24 protein-coding genes are annotated in these 22,534 nt (G+C 66.5%); 16 read left to right on the plus strand and 8 right to left on the minus strand.

The annotated features are described in order from the left end of the window. Positions 1–195: 195 nt before the first annotated feature. Both eno and KM295_RS00925 read left to right on the plus strand, forming a co-directional pair. Entirely contained in the window at positions 196–1,452 is a 1,257-nt protein-coding gene (gene eno, locus KM295_RS00920; protein WP_256027982.1) for a phosphopyruvate hydratase, read from the plus strand. After that, complete coding sequence (locus KM295_RS00925; protein ID WP_256027983.1) at positions 1,449–2,810, plus strand: glycerate kinase type-2 family protein; 1,362 nt, start codon at positions 1,449–1,451, stop codon at positions 2,808–2,810. The genes eno and KM295_RS00925 overlap by 4 nt, the downstream gene beginning before the upstream one ends. A 40-nt stretch (positions 2,811–2,850) precedes the next feature. On the opposite strand, the gene KM295_RS00930 is transcribed toward KM295_RS00925, so the two are convergent. Together KM295_RS00930 and KM295_RS00935 are read right to left on the minus strand one after the other, a co-directional pair. Further along, positions 2,851–3,834, minus strand: a complete 984-nt coding sequence (locus KM295_RS00930) for a nucleoside recognition protein (RefSeq protein ID WP_256027984.1) — start codon at positions 3,832–3,834, stop codon at positions 2,851–2,853. A 48-nt stretch (positions 3,835–3,882) separates the two neighbouring features. Then, on the minus strand, positions 3,883–4,158 hold the full coding sequence (locus KM295_RS00935) for a hypothetical protein (RefSeq protein WP_256027985.1): 276 nt from the start codon (positions 4,156–4,158) through the stop codon (positions 3,883–3,885). Between KM295_RS00935 and proC the strand changes: the two genes are divergently transcribed. The 4 genes from proC to KM295_RS00955 all read left to right on the plus strand — a co-directional run bounded on the left by proC (position 4,157) and on the right by KM295_RS00955 (position 7,561). Continuing rightward, a complete protein-coding gene (gene proC, locus KM295_RS00940) occupies positions 4,157–4,900 on the plus strand; it encodes a pyrroline-5-carboxylate reductase (protein WP_256027986.1) in 744 nt (247 codons plus the stop codon). The genes KM295_RS00935 and proC overlap by 2 nt on opposite strands. Next, positions 4,893–5,741 (plus strand): glutamate 5-kinase, encoded by an 849-nt coding sequence (gene proB, locus KM295_RS00945; protein WP_256027987.1) that lies wholly within the window; start codon positions 4,893–4,895, stop codon positions 5,739–5,741. Before proC ends, proB begins: the two co-directional genes overlap by 8 nt. Then, the gene (locus KM295_RS00950) at positions 5,734–7,089 is read left to right on the plus strand and encodes a glutamate-5-semialdehyde dehydrogenase (RefSeq protein WP_256027988.1); all 1,356 of its coding nucleotides are present in this window, start codon (positions 5,734–5,736) and stop codon (positions 7,087–7,089) included. Before proB ends, KM295_RS00950 begins: the two co-directional genes overlap by 8 nt. Before the next feature lie 79 nt (positions 7,090–7,168). Continuing rightward, the gene (locus KM295_RS00955; RefSeq protein ID WP_256027989.1) at positions 7,169–7,561 is read left to right on the plus strand and encodes a DUF8147 domain-containing protein; all 393 of its coding nucleotides are present in this window, start codon (positions 7,169–7,171) and stop codon (positions 7,559–7,561) included. 55 nt (positions 7,562–7,616) lie between these two features. Here the strand turns inward: KM295_RS00955 and KM295_RS00960 are convergent, their stop codons facing one another. Further along, positions 7,617–9,266 carry an NADH-quinone oxidoreductase subunit D gene (locus KM295_RS00960; RefSeq protein ID WP_256027990.1) on the minus strand — a complete coding sequence of 550 codons (1,650 nt, stop codon included), beginning with the start codon at positions 9,264–9,266 and terminating at the stop codon, positions 7,617–7,619. A gap of 94 nt (positions 9,267–9,360) precedes the next feature. On the opposite strand from KM295_RS00960, the gene KM295_RS00965 reads away from it, so the two are divergent. Then, complete coding sequence (locus KM295_RS00965) at positions 9,361–10,026, plus strand: helix-turn-helix domain-containing protein (RefSeq protein WP_256027991.1); 666 nt, start codon at positions 9,361–9,363, stop codon at positions 10,024–10,026. Positions 10,027–10,138: 112 nt separating this feature from the next. Continuing rightward, positions 10,139–10,540, plus strand: a complete 402-nt coding sequence (locus tag KM295_RS00970) for an Ig-like domain-containing protein (RefSeq protein WP_256027992.1) — start codon at positions 10,139–10,141, stop codon at positions 10,538–10,540. A 10-nt stretch (positions 10,541–10,550) separates the two neighbouring features. Here the strand turns inward: KM295_RS00970 and KM295_RS00975 are convergent, their stop codons facing one another. Then, positions 10,551–11,309: a 23S rRNA (uridine(2552)-2'-O)-methyltransferase gene (locus KM295_RS00975; protein WP_256027993.1), complete on the minus strand. Its 759-nt coding sequence runs from the start codon at positions 11,307–11,309 to the stop codon at positions 10,551–10,553. A gap of 266 nt (positions 11,310–11,575) precedes the next feature. On the opposite strand from KM295_RS00975, the gene KM295_RS00980 reads away from it, so the two are divergent. The 4 genes from KM295_RS00980 to KM295_RS00995 all read left to right on the plus strand — a co-directional run bounded on the left by KM295_RS00980 (position 11,576) and on the right by KM295_RS00995 (position 14,751). After that, the gene (locus KM295_RS00980) at positions 11,576–12,301 is read left to right on the plus strand and encodes a hypothetical protein (protein ID WP_256027994.1); all 726 of its coding nucleotides are present in this window, start codon (positions 11,576–11,578) and stop codon (positions 12,299–12,301) included. Positions 12,302–12,375: 74 nt separating this feature from the next. After that, the gene (locus tag KM295_RS00985) at positions 12,376–13,311 is read left to right on the plus strand and encodes a rhomboid family intramembrane serine protease (protein WP_256027995.1); all 936 of its coding nucleotides are present in this window, start codon (positions 12,376–12,378) and stop codon (positions 13,309–13,311) included. Further along, positions 13,312–14,055, plus strand: a complete 744-nt coding sequence (locus KM295_RS00990) for an endonuclease V (RefSeq protein WP_256027996.1) — start codon at positions 13,312–13,314, stop codon at positions 14,053–14,055. A 171-nt stretch (positions 14,056–14,226) separates the two neighbouring features. Further along, positions 14,227–14,751 carry a phosphate-starvation-inducible PsiE family protein gene (locus tag KM295_RS00995; protein ID WP_256027997.1) on the plus strand — a complete coding sequence of 175 codons (525 nt, stop codon included), beginning with the start codon at positions 14,227–14,229 and terminating at the stop codon, positions 14,749–14,751. Between the two features lie 105 nt (positions 14,752–14,856). On the opposite strand, the gene KM295_RS01000 is transcribed toward KM295_RS00995, so the two are convergent. Then, positions 14,857–15,531 (minus strand): HAD family hydrolase, encoded by a 675-nt coding sequence (locus tag KM295_RS01000; RefSeq protein ID WP_256027998.1) that lies wholly within the window; start codon positions 15,529–15,531, stop codon positions 14,857–14,859. A 450-nt stretch (positions 15,532–15,981) separates the two neighbouring features. Here KM295_RS01000 and KM295_RS01005 point away from each other — a divergent pair, with 450 nt between their 5' ends. Continuing rightward, entirely contained in the window at positions 15,982–16,809 is an 828-nt protein-coding gene (locus tag KM295_RS01005) for an SDR family oxidoreductase (protein WP_256027999.1), read from the plus strand. A 1-nt stretch (position 16,810) separates the two neighbouring features. Continuing rightward, on the plus strand, positions 16,811–18,121 hold the full coding sequence (locus tag KM295_RS01010; RefSeq protein ID WP_256028000.1) for a glycerate kinase type-2 family protein: 1,311 nt from the start codon (positions 16,811–16,813) through the stop codon (positions 18,119–18,121). On the opposite strand, the gene KM295_RS01015 is transcribed toward KM295_RS01010, so the two are convergent. Both KM295_RS01015 and KM295_RS01020 read right to left on the minus strand, forming a co-directional pair. Beyond that, entirely contained in the window at positions 18,118–19,176 is a 1,059-nt protein-coding gene (locus KM295_RS01015) for an ArsA family ATPase (RefSeq protein ID WP_256028001.1), read from the minus strand. The two genes, KM295_RS01010 and KM295_RS01015, sit on opposite strands and share 4 nt — an antisense overlap. 94 nt (positions 19,177–19,270) lie before the next feature. Further along, the gene (locus KM295_RS01020) at positions 19,271–19,873 is read right to left on the minus strand and encodes a hypothetical protein (protein WP_256028002.1); all 603 of its coding nucleotides are present in this window, start codon (positions 19,871–19,873) and stop codon (positions 19,271–19,273) included. A gap of 356 nt (positions 19,874–20,229) precedes the next feature. Here KM295_RS01020 and KM295_RS01025 point away from each other — a divergent pair, with 356 nt between their 5' ends. Together KM295_RS01025 and KM295_RS01030 are read left to right on the plus strand one after the other, a co-directional pair. Beyond that, positions 20,230–21,249 (plus strand): phosphotransferase family protein, encoded by a 1,020-nt coding sequence (locus KM295_RS01025; RefSeq protein ID WP_256028003.1) that lies wholly within the window; start codon positions 20,230–20,232, stop codon positions 21,247–21,249. 133 nt (positions 21,250–21,382) lie between these two features. Further along, positions 21,383–22,246, plus strand: coding sequence for a fumarylacetoacetate hydrolase family protein (locus KM295_RS01030; RefSeq protein WP_418904724.1), 864 nt, complete (start codon positions 21,383–21,385; stop codon positions 22,244–22,246). 28 nt (positions 22,247–22,274) lie between these two features. Here KM295_RS01030 and KM295_RS01035 read toward each other — a convergent pair whose 3' ends face one another. After that, a complete protein-coding gene (locus KM295_RS01035; protein WP_256028004.1) occupies positions 22,275–22,454 on the minus strand; it encodes a hypothetical protein in 180 nt (59 codons plus the stop codon). Positions 22,455–22,534: the final 80 nt, after the last annotated feature.

Consider the following 22,534-nt stretch of genomic DNA (forward strand, 5'->3'; position numbering starts at 1 on the left):
GAATCGGTCCGGAACCAGGTCCCGGTCGGGAGACTGCACGGCGATCCGACGCTGTCACCGTCACCAGTTCAATGCCCTCCGAGAGTTCGATCCAGACGGGATCGAAACGCGGGGGCATCGAGAGGTGTAGGTTTATTTCCCCCGCCGCGTCGATATGTGGTATGAGTCGTCCGAACACAGGGGAGGCCGTCTGACGTGACCCGCGAGATCGACGCCGTCGAGGCACGGGAGATACTCGACAACCGGCTGGAACCGACACTCCGCGTGACGGTTCGAACCGAGGACGGGACGGCCGGACAGGCGGACGTCCCGCGCGGTCGTTCCCGCGGCGTTCACGAAGCCGTCGATCTGCGGGACGGCGGGGATCGCTACCGGGGAAAGGGGGTCAAAACCGCGGTCAGAAACGTCGAAGAGCGGATCGAACCGGCACTCGTCGGCCACAGCGTGACCGATCAGGCCGGGATCGACGCGCTGCTTCGGGAACTCGACGGCACCCCCGACGGATCGAACCTGGGCGGAAACAGCTTGACCGGCGTGTCGCTCGCGGCGCTGAAGGCGGGAGCGAAATCCCACGACCTCCCGCTGTACCGGTATCTCGGCGGGCCAGCCGCGACGACGATCCCGATCCCGCTCGTCGATCTGATCGAGGGGGGCGAACTCGGAGCCAGCGGCCTTCCGTTCCAGGAACACCAGATCGTCCCGACCGGGGCCGACAGCTTCGGGGATGCGATACGGATGTGCGCGGAGGTCTACTACGAACTCGGCGACGAACTCGCCGAAAGCCACGGCGAAAGCGCACTGAGCGTCGGCGACGAGGGGGGATACACGCCCGCGACGATGACCGATCCCCGCGACGCCTTCGACAGCATTCTCGACGCGGTTCGGGCGTGCGGCTACGAGGACGTCTTCGAGTTGGGGATCGATGCGGCCGCGACGCATTTCCACGATCCCGACGACGGGACGTACCGGCTCGCCGACGGGACCTACACGCGCGGCGAATTACTCGAGTTCTACGCCGAACTCGAGGAGACGTATCCGCTGGTCTCGATCGAAGACCCCCTCGAGGAGGACGATTTCGAGGGGTTCGCGACGCTTTCCGATCGACTCGATGCCCAGATCGTCGGCGACGACCTCTTCGTGACGAACGACGAGCGGCTGCGGAAGGGGATCGACATCGGTGCCGGCGACGCGCTGTTGTGCAAAATAAATCAGGTCGGGACGGTGAGCGAAGCGATCGAGGCGGTCGAAACCGCACGGGAAAACGGGTACGCGATCCAGGTCTCCGAGCGATCCGGCCAGACGGCCGACACCTGGCTCGCGGAAGTCGCGGTCGGACTCCGCGCGGCCCAGATCAAAACAGGGACGACCCGGAGCGAGCGGACCGAACAGTACAACCGCCTGCTCGAAATCGAAGCGGAGTGTGACGGCGGGTACGCGGCGTGGCCACGATGAGTTCCGGCGACCGGGACCGGTTCGTCCAAAACAGCGCCCGGCTGCTCGGCCACGGCGACCGGGCCGGCCGGCGCGTGGTGCTCGATATCCTCGAAGACACACTCGAGGCGCTTCGCCCGGCACGGCTGATAGATGACACCGTAAGCCTGGAGGGGGACGACCTCTCGATCGACGGCACGGATTACGATCTCGATGGATTCGAGAGCCGGTATCTCCTCGCGGCCGGCAAGGGTGCGACGGCGTTCGCCCGGCCGCTGTCCGAATCCCTCGAGGATCGGCTGACGGACGGGATCGCCGTCGACAAACGAGACCAGACGAGCGAGATCGCCGGCGTCGACGTGCTCGAAGCCGACCATCCGATCCCCTCGACGGAAAGCGAGCGGGCGGGCGAAGCCGTCCTCTCGATGGCCGATACGGCCGGGACCGACGACCTCGTCCTCGTCGTCGTTACCGGCGGGGCGTCGGCGTTGCTCTCGACTCCGCCACCGGGGGTGACGGTAGCCGAACAGGCGACTGTCACCGAAACGCTCCTGCGGGCGGGCGCCCCGATCGAGGACATCAACGCCGTTCGGAAACACGTGAGCCGGATCAAGGGCGGACGGCTGACCGAGCGGCTCCGGCCGGCGACGGTCGTTACCCTCGTCGTGATCGACGAGGTCGCGGGCGAGCCGTGGGGACCGACCGTCCCCGATCGGACGACGCCGTCGGACGCGATCGCGGCGCTGAAACGCCACGGCTGCTGGAACGAAGCGCCGAGGGCCGTTCGGGAACACCTCCGCGATGGCGACCGACGCGGGACGCCGGCGTCGTTTCACGAGCCGGCGGCGGTAGCCGTCCTCGCGGACGGTGCCGACGCCTGCGACGCGGCCAAAGAGAGCGCGCGGTCGAGGGGGCTTGAGGCCGCGATCCTCTCGACATCGATCGAGGGCGAGAGCCGAACCGTCGGGCGGACGATCTCGAGTATCGCGGCGGAAATCGCCGAAGCGGGCCGGCCGTTCGAGCCGCCCTGCGTACTCGTCTCCGGCGGCGAAACGACCGTGACGGTTCCCGACGACGCCGGGACCGGCGGCCCGAACCAGGAGTTCGCGCTCGCGTGTGCCGATCGGATCGATGGGCTCGCGGTTACCGTCGTCGCGGTCGACACCGACGGCACCGACGGTCCGACGGAACGCGCCGGCGGGATCGTCGACGGGGACACCGCGAGACGGGCGGCCGACGCCGGCGTCGATATCGATGCGGCGCTCCGTGCTCACGACACCACGACCGCGCTCGCCGAAATCGGAGACGACGTGTACACCCGTCCCGGAACGAACGTCAACGATCTCCGGCTCGTCTACGTCGCCGACCGCTCCGAGTAGTTCCCGGCGGACGAAACCGGACCGTCGGTCGTCGCCGCGGCTACAGCGCCAAAAGCCCCGCCAGTGCGATCGAGATCCAGAGCACCTTCAGCGACGTGTTGACGACGATCACCTTCGTGCCGAACTCGGCCCCCCAGATGCCGTACTGGAACGGGATCGAACGTTTGAACGTCGAGACGGTAAAGGAGACGATCCCGCCGATGAGCATCGTCGCGACTGCGGCCCTGGCGGTGAAGGTGCCGTCCTGAACGAGCGGGGCGATCGTCACCGCGCCGCTGGTGGTGTCGAACGCGTAGATGACGATGACGGGGACGGCGGCGCTCGGCAGCCCCGTCACCGAAGCGAGTGGATCGGCCGCGCCGCCGGTCACCGCTTCCAGATCGTACGTCGCCGTTATCAGTACGACGAGCGTGTAGACGACGACCAGCCGCGGCAGGATCTCCCGGGTCTTCTCGAGGCCGCCGCGGCCGGCCTCGCGCAGTTTCTCGGAAGTGGTCCGGTCGTCGCCGCCGTCGGCACGGGGCCGTCCCTCGACGTCGGCCATCGCGTCGGGGTTTACGTTCCGCTCGGAGAGCAGGAACGCCCCGGCGACGACGCCGGTGGCCGTGATCGCAAGCGAGATTCCGGCCCGCGTCCCGACGTACAGGAGGCCGACCCTCAGCCCGAGGATCGGGATCAACACCGGTGCATAGAAGGTGAAGATGTGCTGGACGAACCCGAAGAAGGTGTTGATCGTGACCGCCACGAGCGTCGCCCGGTCGTCGAGCAGCCCCGAGTCGCGGTACTCCGCGAGCATCCCGTAACCCGCCGTCGTGGAGGCGGCGGTCGTCAGGATCGCGCTGCCGACCTCCTCGGGGAGGTTCGCGGGGCCGGTCAGCGGCTTCGACAGCGCCGCGATGTACTGGATCGCACCGAAGGAAACGAGGACGTTCGCGAAGGCGACCCCGCCGGCGATCGCGACCGCGATGGTCAGCACTCGCGGTAACACTTCGCCCACGATGAGCGAGCCGATGGCGGGATCCATGTGATCGGGAGAACGGACGGCGGGACCGAAACCGTTGTGCTTCGTCGGTTATCCTCCCTCGAACGCCCCGCGACCGGTATCGAGGCCGGTCTGTGAGAGTTTCGCCGGGAGACAGCAGTCGATCCCGGCGTCGTCGATGTCACGGACGGGACTCCCGATAGGCCGGGCGTCGGTGTCCGCCGGGGTGCGGCTGTCGTAGTGTTCGCCGATCGTCGTTAATCCCGCCCCTCGCGTTCCGACGACGGAAACCGCAGTTGGTATAGCGTTCGGTCCACTCGGTACGGCCAAGATGACACGAGTGAGCGTTATCGGTTGCGGGAACATGGGCGGGGCCTTCCTGAAGGGGCTGGCCCGGACCGGATCGCACCACCTGACGGCGATCGACCTCGATCCCGAGGCACTCGCGGGTGTCGAGGCGGACGCGTCGGAGACGACCGACGACATCGACGCGGCGAAGGACGCCGACATCGTCGTGCTCGCGGTGAAGCCGGATATTGCCGAGGCGGTGCTGGAGGACCTCGATCTCTCCGCCGATCAGACGCTCGTCACCCTCGCGGCGGGCGTCTCCCGGGCGTTCGTCGCGGATCGCACCGACGCCTCCGTCGTCCGGATCATGCCGAACCTCGCCGCCGAGACAGGGAACATGGCGGCCGCGGCGGCCGATGAGAACCTCACCGACGAGGTCCGGGGATTGCTCGATGACCTCGGCGAGTTCGTCGAGATCGACGAAGGACTGATGGACATCACGACGGCGGTCAACGGGAGCGGTCCCGCCTTCGTCTTCTATCTGATCGACGCGATGAAGCAGGCCGGCGTCGACGGCGGCCTCGAGCCCGACCAGGCCGAAACGCTCGCCGCCCAGACGTTCAAGGGGGCCGCCGAGACCGTCCTCCGGGACGACCGAAGCGTCGACGAACTCATCGACGCGGTCTGTTCGCCGAACGGGACGACGATCGAGGGGATGGAGGTGCTGTGGGACAGCGACGCCGACGAGGCGGTGATCGACGCCGTCGCTGCGGCCGAGGAACGCTCCCAGGAACTGGCCGAGGCCTTCGACGATGAGTGAGACAGCTGCGATCGAGCCGGTGGACGCCGAAACGGTCGATCGCGTCCGGAACCGGGCGGCTGCGGCCGAGCTGGTCGTCGTCAAGGCGGGGACGAACTCGCTGACCGACGATGACTCACAGCTCGACCGCGTGAAACTCGACAAACTGGTCGCCGACATCATGGACCTGCGCGACCGGGGCAAGGACGTGATCTTGATCTCCTCGGGCGCAGTCGGCGCCGGGCGCGGTCGGGTCGATCAGGAGACCGAGATGGTCGCGGAGAACCAGGCGCTGTCGACGGTCGGCCAGAGCCTGCTGATGCGACACTACACCCAGAGCTTCGATCGCTACGACCAGACGGTCGCCCAGATCCTGTTGACCGGCAAGGACTTCGAGACGCCCGAGCGGTTCCAGAACTTCAAAAACACCGTCGAGACGCTTCTGGAGTGGGGCGTCATCCCGGTCATCAACGAGAACGACGCCGTGGCGACCGAGGAGCTACAGATCGGCGACAACGACATGCTCTCGGCGTCGGTCGCGATCGGGATCGAGGCCGATCTCTTGGTGACGCTGACCGATGTCGATGGCGTGTACACGGGCAACCCCAAGGAGGACCCGGACGCCGAACTGATTGAAGCCGTCGGGGCGAACTACGACGCGGTCCAACGGATCGTCAACGGGAGCCCGGCCGCGAGCTTCGGCGGCATCCGAACGAAGGTCGAGAGCGCCCGCGACGTCAGCGAACACGGGGTCCCGGCGATCATCGCCGGATCGGCCGAACGCGACGTCCTGGCGCGGATCGCCGGGGCTAAACCGACGGGGACGCTATTCGTCCCGACGGACGGGGAGACCGATGAGTGAACACGATCACGATCACGACTACGATCACGAGACCGACAGGCAGGTCACGGAGGCACAGCGTGCGGCGCTGAAACTCGCGAACGTCGACGAAAGCGAGCGCAACGCGGCGCTGAACTCGATCGCCGACGCGATCCGCGAACGCGAAGACGAGATCCTCGCGGCCAACGCCGAGGACGTCGAGGCGGCCGAAGGGATGCTCGAACGCGGCGAGTACACCCAGGCGCTCGTCGACCGGCTGAAGCTCGACGAGGCGAAACTCGAGGATATCGCCGGGATGGTCGAGTCAGTCGCCGAACAGGACGATCCCCTCGGGGCGACGCTGGAGGCGCGGGAACTCGACGCGGACCTGGAACTGTACCGGGTCGCCGTCCCGATCGGCGTAATCGCGACGGTGTTCGAGTCCCGCCCGGACGCCCTGGTCCAGATCGCCGCCCTCGCGCTGAAATCCGGCAACGCCGTCATCCTCAAGGGCGGCAGCGAGGCCAGCGAGTCCAACCGGATCCTCTATGAGATCATCCGGGAGGCGACCGCCGACCTGCCGGCCGGGTGGGCGCAGTTGATCGAGGCCCACGAGGAGGTCGACCGGTTGCTCGAACTCGACGACAAGGTCGATCTCGTGATGCCGAGAGGCTCCTCGGATTTCGTCTCCTACATCCAGGACAACACCCAGATCCCCGTGTTGGGCCACACCGAGGGCGTCTGTCACGTCTACGTCGACAGCGAGGCGGATCTGGAGATGGCCGAAGACATCGCCTTCGACGCGAAGGTCCAGTACCCGGCGGTCTGTAACGCCGTCGAGACGCTCCTCGTCGACGAGGCGGTCGCCGCCGACTTCCTGCCCGGTCTCGTCGAGCGCTACGAGAAAGCGGGCGTCGAACTCAGAGGCGACGAGACGACCCGGGAGATCGTCGACGTGGGCGCGGCGACCGACGGGGACTGGCGGACCGAGTACGGCGATCTGGAACTCTCGATCAAGGTCGTCGGAGACGTCTACGGGGCGGTCGAACACGTAAACGAGAACGGCTCGAAGCACACCGAATCGATCGTCACCGAGGATACCGACGCCGCCGAGACGTTCATGACCGGGATCGACGCCGCCTCGGTCTTCCACAACGCCTCGACGCGGTTCGCGGACGGTTACCGCTACGGGCTCGGTGCGGAGGTCGGGATCTCGACCGGCAAGATCCACGCCCGCGGCCCCGTCGGCCTGGAGGGACTGACGACCTACAAGTACTACCTCGAGGGCGAGGGCCACCTCGTCGCCAGTTACTCGGGCGAGGACGCCTTCCCCTTCTCCCACCGGGAACTCGACGCCGAGTGGACGCCCGGAGAGCGCTCGGGCGAGTAGTGGATCCGGCGTTTGACGGCTGCTGTCTCGGTTGAACGCCCGAACGGTTTTGCGTCTGGGGGACGGGAGATCAGTACCGATGTTTCCCAGACGCCTCGTTTCGTTCGGTGTCGGCGGGACAGTCTTCCTCGTCGCCGGCGTCCTCGGGTTCGAGGTGTTCGGCAGCGACTTCCCGTCGGTGTTCTACGTGCTTCCGATCGCGCTCCTCGCCGGGATCGGCGGCGCGATCGGGGTGTATTACATGCTCGGATCCCGGCCGGGGCGGGGCGTTCGGAGCGCTCTGACGGGGATAGCCGCGATCAGTTACGTGCTCTTTTTCCTCTGGTTCGTCAGGTATTCGATCGCCTCGACGAGGGCCGTGCTGTCGTTCGATCGGGTCGCCGTCCTCAGTGTGGCTCTCGGGGCAGCGGTCGCCGCGTTCGTCTGGATCGCTCGAGCCGGATCGGAGGCCGAGAAAGCACGACTGAAGTGACGTGCGTGTCCGTGACACCGCAAGTCGCGGGCGGAGGCGGGAACGGATCGCCCCCTCACCGGTCGACCTCGCCCATGATCGTATCGAGACTGCCGATCGTGGCGATCAGGTCGGGCACGTACTCGCCTTCGGCCATCGTCGACAGCGCCTGCAGGTTCGAAAACGAAGGGCCGCGGATCTTGAACCGCGCGGGTGTGTCGGTGCCGTCAGAGCGCAGGTAGATACCGAGTTCGCCCTTGGCGGCCTCGACGGCACGATACGTCTCGGCGTCGGCGTCGGGTTTCAGCGTCCGGGGAACGTTCGATTGGATCTCCCGGTCCTCGTCCGGCCAGTCCTCCAGTAAATTCACGCACTGTTCGACGACCTTCGCCGACTCCTCGAGTTCTCGGAGCCGGACGAGCAGCCGGGCGTAGTTGTCACAGCCGTCCTCGGTGACGACGTCCCAGTCGAGTCGTTCGTAGTAGCCGTAGGGATCGTCCCGCCGCAGATCGAAGTCGATCCCCGACCCGCGAGCGACCGGACCGGTACAGCCGTAGTCTTTGGCGGTTTCGGGCGGCAGTTCCCCGACACCGGCCGTCCGCCGCTGGAGGATTTCGTTCGAGGTGAGGAGGTCGTGATACTCGGCGAGTTTCCCGGGAAGCCCGTCGAGGAACGCCCGGACCATCTCGAAGAATTCCTCGCGGGGCACGGGGAGGTCCCAGGCGACGCCACCGAGTCGGAAGTAGTTGAACATCAGTCGCTGTCCCGTCAACTCCTCTAAGATGTCCTGAACGAGTTCCCGATCACGGATCGCATACTGGAAGACGGCAGTGAACTCCCCGACCACGTCGAGCGCGTAGGTGCCGACAGCGAGAAAATGCGAGAGGATCCGGCTCAACTCGGCTGACATCGTCCGGATGACCTGTGCGTACTCGGGGACGTCGATGTCGGCCAGGTCCTCGGCCGCCCGCGCGTAGGCCCACTCGTTCAACAGTCCGCCGCCGCCCCAGTCCCAGCGGTCGGGGTAGGGCATGATCTGGTGTCGATAGGTCCCCTGTTGACACATCTGCTCTTCACACCGGTGGATGTAGCCGATGTCGGGTTCGACGTCCGCCACCTGCTCGCCGTCCAGCGTGACCTGGAGATGGAGGACACCGTGGGTCGCCGGATGGTGCGGCCCGACGTTGACGAGCATGGTGTCGGCGTCCGTTCGCTCGTCCTCCGCGAGGGGGTTTTGATGTTCGCGGAAGGGGACGACCTGCGGTTTTTCGGGGTTGTACTCGCGGGAGAGGGGATGGCCCTGCCAGGTCTCGGGCAACAGGATCCGCCGTAGATCCGGGTGGTCCTCGTAGGCGAGCCCCACCAGATCGTACGCCTCACGCTCGTGCCACTCCGCCGTCGGGTAGACGGAGGACCCGGACTCGCTCGCGGGCGAATCCGGCGGGGTCGGCACGACGACCGAGAGTTCGCGGGTCCGGTCGTCGTAGCTCGTCAGGTGATAGATCGTCTCGTAGCGGTCCGGGTACTGCTGGGCGGTCACACACGAGCAGTGATCGAGGCCGGCTTCCTCGCACAGCGTCGTGAGGGCGTCGACGACCCGATCAGCCCGAACGACCACCGCGGGCGCGTTACTGTGGGTCCCCGTTCCGAAGGCGGCGTCGCCGAGCAGTGCGTCGAACGCTTCGGAAGATCGCGGCTCCGACCGGTGACGGCTCTGCTGTCGCATCGTTCGATCGTGACGGGGTTTTCTCGGGACCGAAGTTGATCGCTTTGCCTCATCAGTGAGGATATTTTAAGTGTATCTCGGCGCATCCCGGCGTATGAAGTACGCGACGCTATCGCTCACACAGGAGCGGTCGGACCGACACCCGATGCACCGGTTCCTCGCGGAGACCGACGGCTACGGGGCCGCACGGCTGCTCGGATCGACGCTCGGCGACGGGATCCACACGGCGCTGTTTCACGTCGATGGATGGCCGCCGGATCCCTACGGAGAACGGCTGTGTGGGGTGCCGTCGGTGCAAGAGTACGCGCTTTCGACGCAGTCTGACGGGACGTTCTCGGTGTACGTCCGCGAGGAACTCGACGAACACGATCGGGGAATCACGGGCGCGTTCCGGCGGGCCGGGCTCGTGATCGTCCTGCCGGTCGTCTATCGCCCGAACGGCGAGATAACGGTGACGCTCGTCGGCCCCACGACGACGCTGCAGACGGCGATCGAGGCGATCCCGGCGGAGATCGCGGTCGATCTCCGTGATATCGGCGGCTACGATGCCCGACGGATCGAAAACCGGCGCGATCTGACCGCACGGCAGGCCGAAGCTGTCACGGCAGCCGTCGAGTGTGGCTACTACGAGGAGCCCCGGGAGGGAAGCGTGGCCGACGTCGCCGAGGCGATCGGGTGTGCGCCGGGCACCGCCGCCGAGCACCTCCGGCGGGCCGAACGAACGGCGATGCGGACCTACGCCGCGACGACACCCTCATGAGAATACCGAGACGGGACACGAACGCGATTTCGGGACATAAAAGAGCCCCGTTACTGAAACTCCTGTTTAACTCTACGGGCCGTTTTTTACTTCGATACTCCATGTAACGGATATGCAGCAGCAATACGCCGACACCACTGCATCGAACGCGACCAGGCTGGATACCGGAACGGTGCGGACCCGGTGTGAGCAACTCCACTTCCGGAACTACGACGAACACCGGCGGTGGCGGTTGACCGTCTCGGTGTCGCGGCCGGGCGAACCCCCCGAACACGAGGGGACCTACGAACTCGGCCCGGACGACGTCGAGAGCGAACTGGAGATCGTCCCACCGGGCCGATACGAGGTGCGGGTTTCGGCGTCCTTCCGGTCGGTCCAGGAGGGCCGTTCCGACGGTACCGTCGAGACCGACGAGGTGACGGCGAACTGTAACGTCGGCGATCGTCCCCCACAGACGGTCGTCGTCGAGTGCGGTAACGGGGTCGTGGCGGTTTCGGAGGGACTGTCGGACTGACCCGTCGAGCCTACTCGATCCGTTCGGCGAACCCGAACCGCGGCTTGACGTCCGTCACCTCGATCTCGACGGTATCGCCCGGCTCAGTGTCGGCAACGAAGAGCGTGTATCCCTCGACTTTCCCGATCCCGTCACCCTCGCTGCCGACGTCCTCGATCTCGATCTCGAGTCGATCGCCCTCCCGGACGGGCGCAGTGAGCCGCCCCTTGGCGACCATATACAGTTCCGAGGAGGAATCCCGTGAGGCGTTCGGGTGAATCGTCCGGACGTACTCGAACTCCTCGTCGATGTCCGCCCGGAGGTCGTTCGTATCGGGACCCTCGAAGACCTTGGCGACGAAATCGCCGCCGGGCGCGAGGAGCTCGAGCGCCGTCTCGAAGGCGGTCCGGGCCAGATACACCGACCGGGCGTGATCCAGCGAGTACTCGCCGGTCATGTTCGGGGCCATATCGGAGACGACGACGTCGGCCTCGCCGACCCGGTCGGTGATGCGTTCCCGGGTCTCCTTGTCGGTCATGTCGCCGCGGATCGTCTCGACGCCGTCGACCGGATCGATCCGCTGGAGGTCGACGCCGACGACGGTGCCGCCCTCGCCGGCCAGCTCCGTCGCGACCTGGAGCCACCCGCCCGGGGCGGCCCCCAGATCGACGACCGTATCGCCCCCGTTTATCAGCTCCGCCTCCCCGTCGAGCTGTTTGAGCTTGTAGGCGGCCCGCGAGCGGTAGCCCTCCTGTTTGGCCCGGTTGTAGTACTCGTCTTTTCCCGTCATGGGTGGCTCACCGAAATCCTCGGGAGCCGCTGGGCAGGGTCGGCGGGCGAAACGGATTTCATACCAGTACGCACGCGGTCGATCCGGAAAGGCACATCGGATGGCGCGCCGGAAGCGTCGCTGAGATTCCGGTTCGGATCGCCCGAGGCCGACACCTGCCCCAGCGTGAATTTTATTACGGAGACGAAAGCGTGATTCGAACAGGGATGTCCACGACAACGACATCGACAACGACAGCGACATCGGTCCGCGGGACGGTCGGCGGTATGGCACGAGCGGCGAACCCCGCCTTCGCCGTCGCCGTCGTCTTCCTCCCGCTGGCCGTCTTCGGTTACGTACAGACAGCGGGGACGACCACACAACACACGTTCGTCCACGTGATGGCCGGCGTGCTGTGGACGGGCATCGATATTTTCATGGGGCTGGTCGTCGGGCCGGTTATCGGCGGACTCGACGAGGAGTCGGCCTCGGAGTTCTTCCGGCGGTTCACCCCCAAGTCGGCGTTTCTCCTGCCGACGATCGCAGTCGTCGCGATCTTCTCCGGGATCACGCTCGCGATCCGAACGGAGCTGTTGCCGAGCCCGGACGCGTGGCTGGCGCTGTTTACGCTGGTCAACCTCCCGGGTGCCCTGCTTTTGATCGGCTGGCAGTTCGACGCCTGGCGCGATCCGCGGTGGGTGGCACCGTTCGCGGTGAGTCTCCTCGGGTCGGCCGCGTGGGTCGCCGTGACCGTCGGTGGGCTCAGAATCCCCGGCCCGGCGATCCTCGCCGCCTTGGTCATCGTGACCGTTCTCAACCTCGAGGGGTTCGGGCTGATCCTTCCGGGCGAGATCCGGGTCTACCGGGAGATGAACGCGGCCGAGCCGGACGCCGGGCTCATCCAGCGGATCGGTCAGCGCAACGCCAAACTGGCCGGCGTACAGGGGACGTTCCAGTTTCTGATCGTCGTGGTGATGGTCTATCTCCGCTACGGCGAGTTCCCGTTCCTCTGACCCGGCGTCGCGGTCGCCGTTCGGACAGTGACGTGATCCCAACGATTTTGCTCGCGGGGCGAGTAGGATCGGTAATGGCGACGTGCGACGTGTGTGGTCGCGACGAGAACATGCCGTACAACTGCCGGCATTGCGGCGGAACGTACTGCAGCGAGCACCGGCTACCGGAGAACCACGAGTGTCCCGGCCTCGAAAACTGGAACGATCCCGACGGGGTCTTCGACAGCGGGTTCGACGACACGATCGACACGGGATCCGGTGGGAGCCGAGCAACGAAGAGCGCCGGGAACCTACTCGGTCGCGTAGGGCTCGACACGGGACCCGGCGGCCCGCTTGCGTACTTCCGGAACAACCTCTCGTATCTCTTTCTCGCGGTTATGGTGGTCGTCTTCCTTGTCCAGACGATCATGCAGTTTCGGGTCGATATCGCCACATGGCGTGGCATATTCACCCTCAGTACGGCTCACCCGGAGTACGTCTGGACGTGGATCATTTCGGTTTTCTCCCACGGCGGCTCGGCACATCTGCTTTTTAATGCGATCGCGCTGTATTTCTTCGGGCCGCTCGTCGAGCGGCAGGTCGGCTCGCGGAAGTTCGCGATCCTGTTTCTCGGGAGCGGGATCCTCGCCGGCCTCGGACAGGTTGGGGTCGGGCTCGTGACCGGCGAGACGGTCGCCGTCCTCGGCGCGTCGGGCGCGATAATGGCGATCATGGGCGTGTTGGCGATGACCTCGCCGGAGCTGAAGGTGCTGCTTTTCTTCTTCATCCCGATGTCGATCCGGACGTTGACGGTGCTGTTTGCGGCCTTCTCGATCTTCGCGTTCGTCTCGAACGGCGGGATCCTCGGCGGCGTGGCCCACTTCGCCCACCTCGTCGGGCTGTTCGTCGGGCTGTGGTACGGCAACCGGATCAAAGACCGGATCGGGCGCGGCCCGAGACAGCTGAACCTCGGGCCCGGTCGCGGTCCCGGCGGTCCCGGCGGTCCCGGCGGCCCGGGACGGTTCCCGTAGATGGAGGTCGTCGAAGACCGGTTCCGGCCCCGGGAGGTAGACAGCGACGACCGCGACGCGATGGAGGCGATGCAACTCGAGGTCGCCGACGCGGCAGCCTTCGAGGACGCAACCGAGGTGACCCCCGAGTCGATCCGGAGCGGCGAATCGACGGTCGCCGGCGTCGATCAGGCGTTCCCGGGGGGTCGGGCGGTATCGGCGGCGGTCGTCCTCCGCGGCGGGGAGGTGATAGAGCGGACGAGCGCCGTCCGGTCCCAGCCGATGCCGTACGTGCCCGGGCTGCTCGCGTTCCGGGAGGGGCCGCCGGTGATCGCGGCGCTCGAATCGCTCGAGGTCGAACCGGACCTTTTGATCTTCGACGGGAGCGGTCGGATCCACTACCGGGAGGCAGGGATCGCCACCCACGCCGGCGTCTGTTTCGATACCCCCTCCATCGGCGTCGCAAAGAGCCTGCTCTGTGGGCGACCGCGGGGGCCGACCGACGAACTCCCGGCCGGCGAGACCGTGTCGATCGAGGCCGACGACTCGATGAGCGCACCCGAGGGGACGGTCGTCGGCCACGCCTACCAGAGCCGGCAGTTCCCCGAATCGAAGCGGATCAACCCCCTCTACGTCTCGCCCGGCCACCGGCTGTCGGCGGCGACGGCCGTGGCGTGTCTTTCGGCCTGCGGCGGCGAGTACAAACTCCCGCGGCCGGTACGGCTGGCCGATCAGTACGCCGACGAGCTGAAATCGGAGGTGTAGGTTGGGAGCGACCGGTAGGAACCCGGGGATTCGATCGGAGATCCGATCGCTGGAAGCTAACGTTTTTGTACCCGTAGACAGCCGTGACCCCACAGACTATACCGATTACGCCCGTACGTCTCGATGAAAGGAGTACTCACGGCTTTCGATCGAGAGCCTGTTCCGATATCTATGACTGATGAGAACGAACCGGCGGCCCAGGAAGCGGCCTCCGTTACGCCCGACCCGGAAACGGTGAAGACCATCTCGGAGAGTTATTCGGCAGCGATCGATCGGTTCGTCCAGGGTATCGAACTAGTTGCCGCGACGGTCTTTGCCGTGCTCTTTGCGATCGGGGTGATCGATCTGATACTACAGATCACCGTGGCCACCCGAAGCGGTCAGATCACCGATCCGATAGTTGTCATCGGATTTATCGACACGGGACTCCTGTTGTTGATCATCGTCGAGGTGTACCAGACGGTCCTCGCGTACGTAGAGGAGACCGACACCCGACGGATCGTTCGACTGGTCATCTATACCGGCGTTATCGCGATGGTGCGGAAAGCAATCATTTTCCGGACGGGCGAATACGCAACCGTTCAGGACGCCCTTTTCGCTGCCGGATCGTACGCGCTCATCATCTTTGCTCTGGTGAGTCTCCTCCTCGTCGAACGGGTCTACGGCGGCGACAAGCCGTTGATATCCGGTCAATAGCACTCCACACTCGGGACCGTGGTCGTTCGGGCCGTCCGGTCCGTTGTGCGCCGGTCGGATTTCGGGACCGCTCCGAGCACGCCGAGCGAAGGGGATTCGACGATATCAGTCCGCCGGCTCCAGCGTTTCGACGACGGTCCGCAGACTCTTCGCCTCCAACAGCGGGTCGGTATCGATTTCCCGGTCGGCGTTGTGAGAGCGGCGCAGAAAGACGGTGTCGAACCCCGCCCTTTGTCCGGCGACGATGTCGCTTTCGCTGTCGCCGACGTACAGCGGGTTCGAACAGCCGAGGTCGCTCGCCGCCGCGTCGAGGTACGTCGGATCGGGCTTTTTTTCGTGTAGGCTGTCGCGTGTCGGTGGTCTGGCGTGGATCGTCCCCGCCCGCTCTATCAGTCCGTGTGTCCGCAACACGAACTCGACGATTCGTTTCTGGTTGTTGCTCACGATCCCGACCGGCGCGTCGACGTGCTCGAGGGCAGCCACGTCTTCGTACGGAACCTTCCGGCCGTCGGTCGCTTCGTCCCGGAGTGCCGCCTCGATCCGGTCCTCGCGGAACCGCCACAGCCGGTCGGGATCGACGTCGTAGCGATCGGCGACGGCGCGCAACTCCGCCGGCGAGACTTCGATCGTGACGGCGTCGACGTCCTCCGGCAGCGGATCCGGGATACCCGCGGCGGCGAACGCCTCGACGACGGCGGCTTCCAGCACCGATCTCGGGGCGAGCGGAACGAGGACACCATCGTGGTCCAAAAGGAGTCCGTCGTACACCCCACCTCTCATTACTGTTCTCTTGCGGGAAACACCTGTTGAGACTATCGATACCGGAACAGAACGGAAACGGGGACGGAGCCGTTACCTAATTCGAGGCGAAGACCCCACCCCCGAGCAGCGCCGGGCTTCCGGCTTCGGCGTGAGCACGAGCGAGTAGAGTGGGGTAGTTCACCACCGATACCGTCTTCGAGTCGGATCGCGACCGTGTCCTCACCGTAGGCGGGCCCCTGAAGGACCAGCTCGTCAGACGCCCCGGACAGTCCCACGACGAGTCTCCGAGCAGTTCGGACGGGAGTTTGCCGATCATATCCCCTACCGATCGCGGCGGATCGCCCGTAGTCGTTCGTCCGCTCGCGTCGATGGGTCGGGATATCGGGTTTCGGCTCCGGGAACCCGACCGATCGGCCCGCAGATCGTCGGATACCAACGCCTAACTACCATCCGCGCGAGCACCCGAACATGAGCGATCGAACGGTCGTCATCACCGGCTGTTCGTCCGGCATCGGCCGGGCGGCGGCGTACGCGTTCTTGGACGAAGAGTGGCAGGTCTACGCGACAGCACGCAACCCCGCCGATATCGAGACGCTGGGGGAAGCAGGCTGTGAGATCGGCACGCTGAACGTTCGGGATCCCGACGACATCGAGCGTGTCGTCGATCGGATCGTCGAGGCAGAGGGGCGGCTCGACGCCGTGGTGAACAACGCCGGCTACGGCCAGCACGGTCCCCTGGAGGACATCGACGACGAGCGCTTCGAAAAGCAGTTCGACGTCAACGTCTTCGGACCCCACCGGCTGATCCGCGAGGCGCTGCCGCACATGCGCGAACGAGGGGACGGAACGATCGTCAACGTCTCCTCGGTCGCCGGTCGGCTCGCCGCGCCGGGGATGGGAGCGTACGCGGCGTCGAAATACGCTATCGAGGGGTACAGCGACTCGTTGCGGCGCGAACTCGAGCCGTTCGGGATTTCGGTCAGCGTCGTCCAGCCCGGGCCGGTCGAGACGAACTTCCGGGACCGTGTCGGCGACGAACTCGGCCGGCTGGAACGGACCGAGGCCTACGAGGACCTCTATGAGTTCCAGGAGGACGCCACGCTCATCGGCGGGGACGGCCCGCTCGCGGTCCACCCGGCGGCGGTCGCGGAGGCGATCGTCGAGGCCGCCGTCACGCCGGATCCCGAACCGCGCTACGTCGTCGGGCGGGCCGCCCAGCTTCTGGTCTATGCGAGCTACCTCCCCGACCGCATCGAGGACCGGATCTTCGCGGCGATCCGTCGGTTCAGTTCCTGATATGTTCGAACACCGTGACCGGCTGGCGGCGACGCCGGCCCACGAACTCGCCTTGGACTGTCTGGCGGCGGGCATCGAGGCCGCCCGTCCCGACCGGGCCGTCGAGCGACACTGCTCGCTCGATGGCGATACCCTCCGGATCCGCGGGGCCGAATACGACCTCGCGGCGTACGATTCACTCCGTATCCTCGGCGGCGGGAAGGCGGCCGACGACCTCGCGGCGGCCTTCGAGGCGCTTCTCGGCGACCGCGTGGACGGCGGCGTCGTCGTGACGAACGAGCCGACGGCCGACCCCGAGCGCGTGACGGTCCGGCGGGGCGAACACCCCACACCGGGGGAGGGAAGCGTCTCGGGAGCGCGTGCCGTCCTCGACGCCGCGGCGGCGGCCGACGAGCGGACGCTCGTGATCGCGGCGATCGCAGGGGGCGGCAGCGCTCTGCTCTGTGCGCCCGTCGCGGGACTCGCAGTCGAGGAGATGCAGGCGGCCACCGACGGCCTCCTGAACGCCGGGGCGTCGATCGACGAAATAAACGTCGTCCGGCGGGCCTGCTCGGAGATCAAGGGCGGCGGGCTGGCGGCCGCCGCGGCCCCGGCGACGGTCGTCGGCGTCCTTATCAGCGACGTCGTCGGCGACAAACTTCCAGTCATCGCCAGCGGGCCGACGGTTCCGACGGGGACCGACCCGGCGGGCGCGCTCGAGGTGCTCGATCGGTACGACCTCGACGTGCCGGCGGTCGGGGAGTACCTCCGGGCGGCCGACCCGGAGGCGCCCGCGGACGTCGACGTCGACAACCACGTCGTCGTCTCCGGACGCGACGCGGTCGACGCAGCCAGAGAAATCGCGGCCGACCGGGGCTATTCGACGTGTGTCCTCTCGACGCGGATCGAGGGCGAAGCGACCGCTGCGGGGCGGATCCACGCCGCGATCGGGGCCGAGGCGGCCGAGAGCGGCGATCCACTCGCCCCGCCCGGGGTCGTCCTCTCGGGCGGGGAGACGACGGTCCGGGTGACCGGCGACGGGACCGGCGGTCCCAACCAGGAGTTCGCTCTCGCGGCCGCGGATGGGCTCCCCGAATCGGCCATCCTCGGCGCCGTCGACACCGACGGCGAGGACGGCAGCACCGACGCCGCCGGCGCGCTCGTCGACGCGGGGACGGTCGAGGACCCGGCGGCGGCCCGCCGGGCGCTGGAGAAAAACGACAGCTACGGCTTTCTCGAGCCGAAAGGCGGGCTGCTCCGGACCGGCGCGACCGGGACGAACGTAAACGACCTCCGCGTCCTCGTCGTGCCCGAAAACGACGGAGACCGCTAGTCGAGACAGCTCGCGACGACGCCCAACATCGCCTCGCCGCGGACCGCCTCCGCAAACAGCGGTATCCGCTTTACCTCCCGCCCCCGGAAGAGGTCCTGGGCCCGCGAGAGAGCCTCCCGCTGGACCTCCCAGCGCCGCCGGCAGAACTCGCAGTTCTCGGTGTCGGGGGCGACGAACCACTCCTCGTCGAGCCCCGCGGCGGCGGTCAGGTCCTCGCTGACGCGGTTGACGACCACCGTTCCGACGGGGATCCCGAACCCCTCCAGCCGGTCGATAAGGCGTTCGCTCTCGGTGACGCTCATCGCCTCGGGGATCGTCACGACCCGGAAGTCGGTCCGGGAGGGATCTTCGAGGGCGGCCCGTAGCTTTTCGATCTTCGCGGAAAGTTCCTTCAGGCTCGCCGTTCCGTCCTCGACCGTGTCGTCGTCACCGAAGAACCCGCCGAGGCTCCCGGCCATCCCCGAGAGCCGCTGTTTGAACGCGAGCAGCCGACCCATCATGGAATCCATCACCTCGGGTAACTCCAGCAGTCTGAGGGTGTGGCCGGTCGGGGCGGTATCGACGACGACGCGCTCGAACCGCGGGTCGTCGAGATACTCGATAAGTAGCTGCATGGCGGCCGCCTCGTCGGCGCCGGGCATCGCGCCGCCGAGCGGATGGCCCGTCTCGCCGCCGAGCAGTTCGCCGAGGCCGCCGAGCCCCGTCCCGTCGAACTCGGTGTCGACCGTATCGTCGGCCCCCGCCGCAAACGGGCCCTCGAACGCCGTCGATTCGGGATCGATCTCGACGGCGAAAAGCGGGCTGTACTCCCTGATTCGGGTCGGCTCCGCCGGGATGTCGGTCTCGAGGGTATCCGAAAGCGAGTGGGCCGGATCCGTCGAGACGACGAGCGTCGGCGTCCCACCACGGGCGCTGGCCAGCGCCGTCGCGGCGGCACAGGTCGTCTTGCCGACGCCACCCTTCCCGCCGTAGAGGACGTATTCCGGCGCGTCGACGCCGGCGGGCGGGTCTGCCGTCTCGATAGACTCGACCGGCTCGACGGTGAGTTCGCTCATACCGGCCGTCGGGGACGGCCGTTTGTGTACCCGTCGGTACGGAGCGTGAAAACAAGGTGAAAGTGTCGAGGGTTACGCGGTGGTTACGCGGTGGTTACGCCGAGGAATCGACCGCGGCGTCCTGCATGCCCTCGGTGACGTCCTCGAGCTGCTCCTGGACGGCCTCGGCCTGGGATTCGAGCTGCTCCTGCAGTTCCTCGCCGCGGGCCTCGAACTCCGTGCGGAGTTCCTCGAGCCCCTCTTCGAGGTCCTCGAGGGCCTCGACGGTCTGGCTCTCGAGGCTCTCGTGGTTCTCGAGCAGCGTGGTGACCCCTTCCTCGAGGGCCGCGAGGAACTCATCGAGGAACTCCTCGCCGGACTCGACGCCCTCTTGGAGGTTCGCCTCGAGCTGGTCGATCGCCTCGAGCTGGCTCTCCTCGAGGGTATCGAGGCCCTCGTGCATCGTCTCGCGGACGTCCTCGAGACCGCTCCCGGCGGGGACGGCGGATTCGACGGCTTCGAAGTACGACTCGACGCCGGTCCGGACGAGGTCGGTGCTCCGCTTGGAGACGTCGCGTACCGGGCCGAAACTGTCGATGAACGTTTCGCCGACGTTCTGCTGCATCTGGAGGCTGTTCTCGATCGCTTCGTGCGTGCCCTCGATCGCGTTGCGCTGGAACTCGAACGCCATCGTGACAGGCGAGGTGTATTCGCTCATTGTAACTGTAGGGAGGGGCCGCATGTATATAAATTCGTCGTTCAATACCATCTGATACCATCAAAATACAGAAGCTACCTAGTAAGAGCATATAAACGGCGAGGAGAACCATCAGCCGGGGGCGGCTGTCGATGCTGTCGGCTGTAATTTCGTGAAGCTATTCCGCGGGGTAGGAATCCCCCCGGAATCGCTATCGCCGACAGTATGACCGCATACGGCCGCCCGATTCTCTACTAAATTGTGCTTGCGTGCGAGCACGTACACGAATGTTCGGACAGGAGGCGCGATCGAAAGAGCCCCCACAGGGCCGTATCGATACCCCCTGTTTTAACAGTCCGACCGTGGTCATGGCTGACATGTCGTTTACCCTATCGCCGGACACCGCCGCGGCGTATCTCGCCGGACGCGGGGAGATAGCCGACCCGTCCGCCGTCGTCGAGGCCGCCGAACTGGGCGGCGGCGTCTCGAACCGCGTCGTGATGGTCCGAACAGGGGAGGACTGTCTCGTGCTCAAACAGCCGCGCCCGAACCTGGACGTCGAGGCCGACTGGCCCGCCGACGTCGACCGGGTCCACAACGAGGCGGCCGCCACCCGTACCTACGAGGCGCTTTTGGCGCCGACGGAGCTACCGGCGACGGTGCCGGGCGTCCGCTTCGAGGACGACGAAGACGACGTCGTCGGGTTCGAGTGTGCGCCCGACGACGCCCGGATGTGGAAGGCCGACCTCCTCGGGGGGAGCGTCGACGTCCGCGTCGCCGAGGCGGTCGGGGACGTACTGGGAACGGTCCACGAGGGGGCGGCCGACGAGCCGGAGCGGTTGGCCCCCTTCGAGAGCAAACTCCCCTTCGATCAGCTCCGGATCGACCCCTACCACCGGACGGTCGCCCGCCGACACCCGGACGTCGCCGGGGCGGTCGAGGCGGCGACCGAACGGCTGCTCGATTCGAAACGGACGCTCGTCCACGGCGATTACAGCCCGAAGAACGTCCTCGTCGAGGACGACGACACGTTCCGGGTCTGGATCCTCGATTTCGAGGTCGCCCACCGCGGCGATCCGACCTTCGATACGGCGTTCATGCTCAATCACCTCTTTATCAAGTCGGTCTACAACGCCGACCGGGGCGCCGAGTACCGCGAGGCGGCCAGAGCGTTCTTCGACGCCTACGATGGGCGTGTCACCTGGGATATCGAGGCCGAGACCGTCGAGGAACTGGGCGTGCTCATGCTTGCCCGGGTCGACGGCAAGTCGCCGGTCGAGTACGTCGAGCGGACGGAGACCAAAGAGACCCTGCGTCGGATCGCAAAGCGGACGCTGACCGACCCGATCCGGGATCTGGACGCCTTCGAGCGGCTCGTCCGGACAGAGACGGCCTGAGAGCCGCCACGCCGATCCGGACGGGACAGACCGGCACCGACGGCGGGACACCCGACTCGACCCGACTCGACCACCGGAGTAACGGATCGGCGTCCGAAGTAACGTTTATCTGTGCGAGCGGCGATCGAAAGGTGTGCGATATTACCGAACTGCGGCGCCCGACAGCCGCCTGATAGCCCGTGTCGACGATCAGGGATACGATCTGACCGCTGCCCGACCCGACGTCGAGTCGTTCACCGATCTGGCCGCGGCCGCGAGCATCTCGGGGGGGTCGGTGACGGAGCTCACCGAACGATTGCTAAACGAGGCGGAACCGGTCGATATGGCGACAGTCGAGGCGAATCCCGCCCGCCCGCTCGTCCCGGAGGAGGTGTGGGCGGCGGGCGTCACCTACCAGATCAGCGAGGAAGCCCGCGAGGAGGAAAGCGGGAAACCGGAGGTCTATCTGGACGTCTACGACGCCGATCGGCCCGAGGTGTTCTTCAAAGCGACGCCGAGCCGGACGGTCGGTCCCGACGACGCGATCGGCGTCCGGGCGGACTCGGCGTGGGACGTCCCGGAGCCGGAACTGGGGATCGTCCTCCACCACGGGGAGGTCGTCGGCTACACCATCGGCAACGACGTCAGCAGCCGGACGATCGAGGGCGAGAACCCCCTCTATCTCCCCCAGGCGAAGGTCTACGACCGGTCGTGTTCGATCGGCCCGTGTGTCCTCGCGGCCGAGGGGGTCGATCCCCTCGACCGGACGATCTCTATGCGGATCGAACGCGACGGGGAGACGATGTACGACGAGTCCGCCTCGACGTCCGATCTGGTACGGACGCCCGAGGAACTGGTCGAGTACTGCACCCGCCACGACGCGGTCCCCGAATCGATGGTGCTTCTCACCGGAACCTCGCTCGTGCCGGAGTCGGACTTCACGCTCAGTCCGGGCGACACCGTCGAGATAACGATCGACGGGATCGGAACGCTGCGAAACGACGTTACCGAGGTCTGAAACGAGTTTTTCCGAGTTCAGGGCCGCTTCAGCGCGCCGCCCCCGTCGAAGAGATTGTGGCCGTCTTTCGGTTCGACGGGTCCTCGCCGATGGGGTAGTGTTTGTGCGTCCCGCCGATCCCGGATATCCCTCCGTCGGTCTCTACGCCGAAAAAACCGGCTCCGCCGGTCGGCGTCGACGACGAAGTCTCGACATCCGTGACTTCCATAGCGGCTACCCGATCTATCGGCAAAGAACAGTACAGTCGCGACCCGACGCGAAAGCGGCGGGGAACGGCCATCCAGGGGA

It is taken from the genome of Natronomonas aquatica (genome assembly GCF_024449025.1).
Lineage (GTDB): Archaea > Halobacteriota > Halobacteria > Halobacteriales > Haloarculaceae > Natronomonas > Natronomonas aquatica.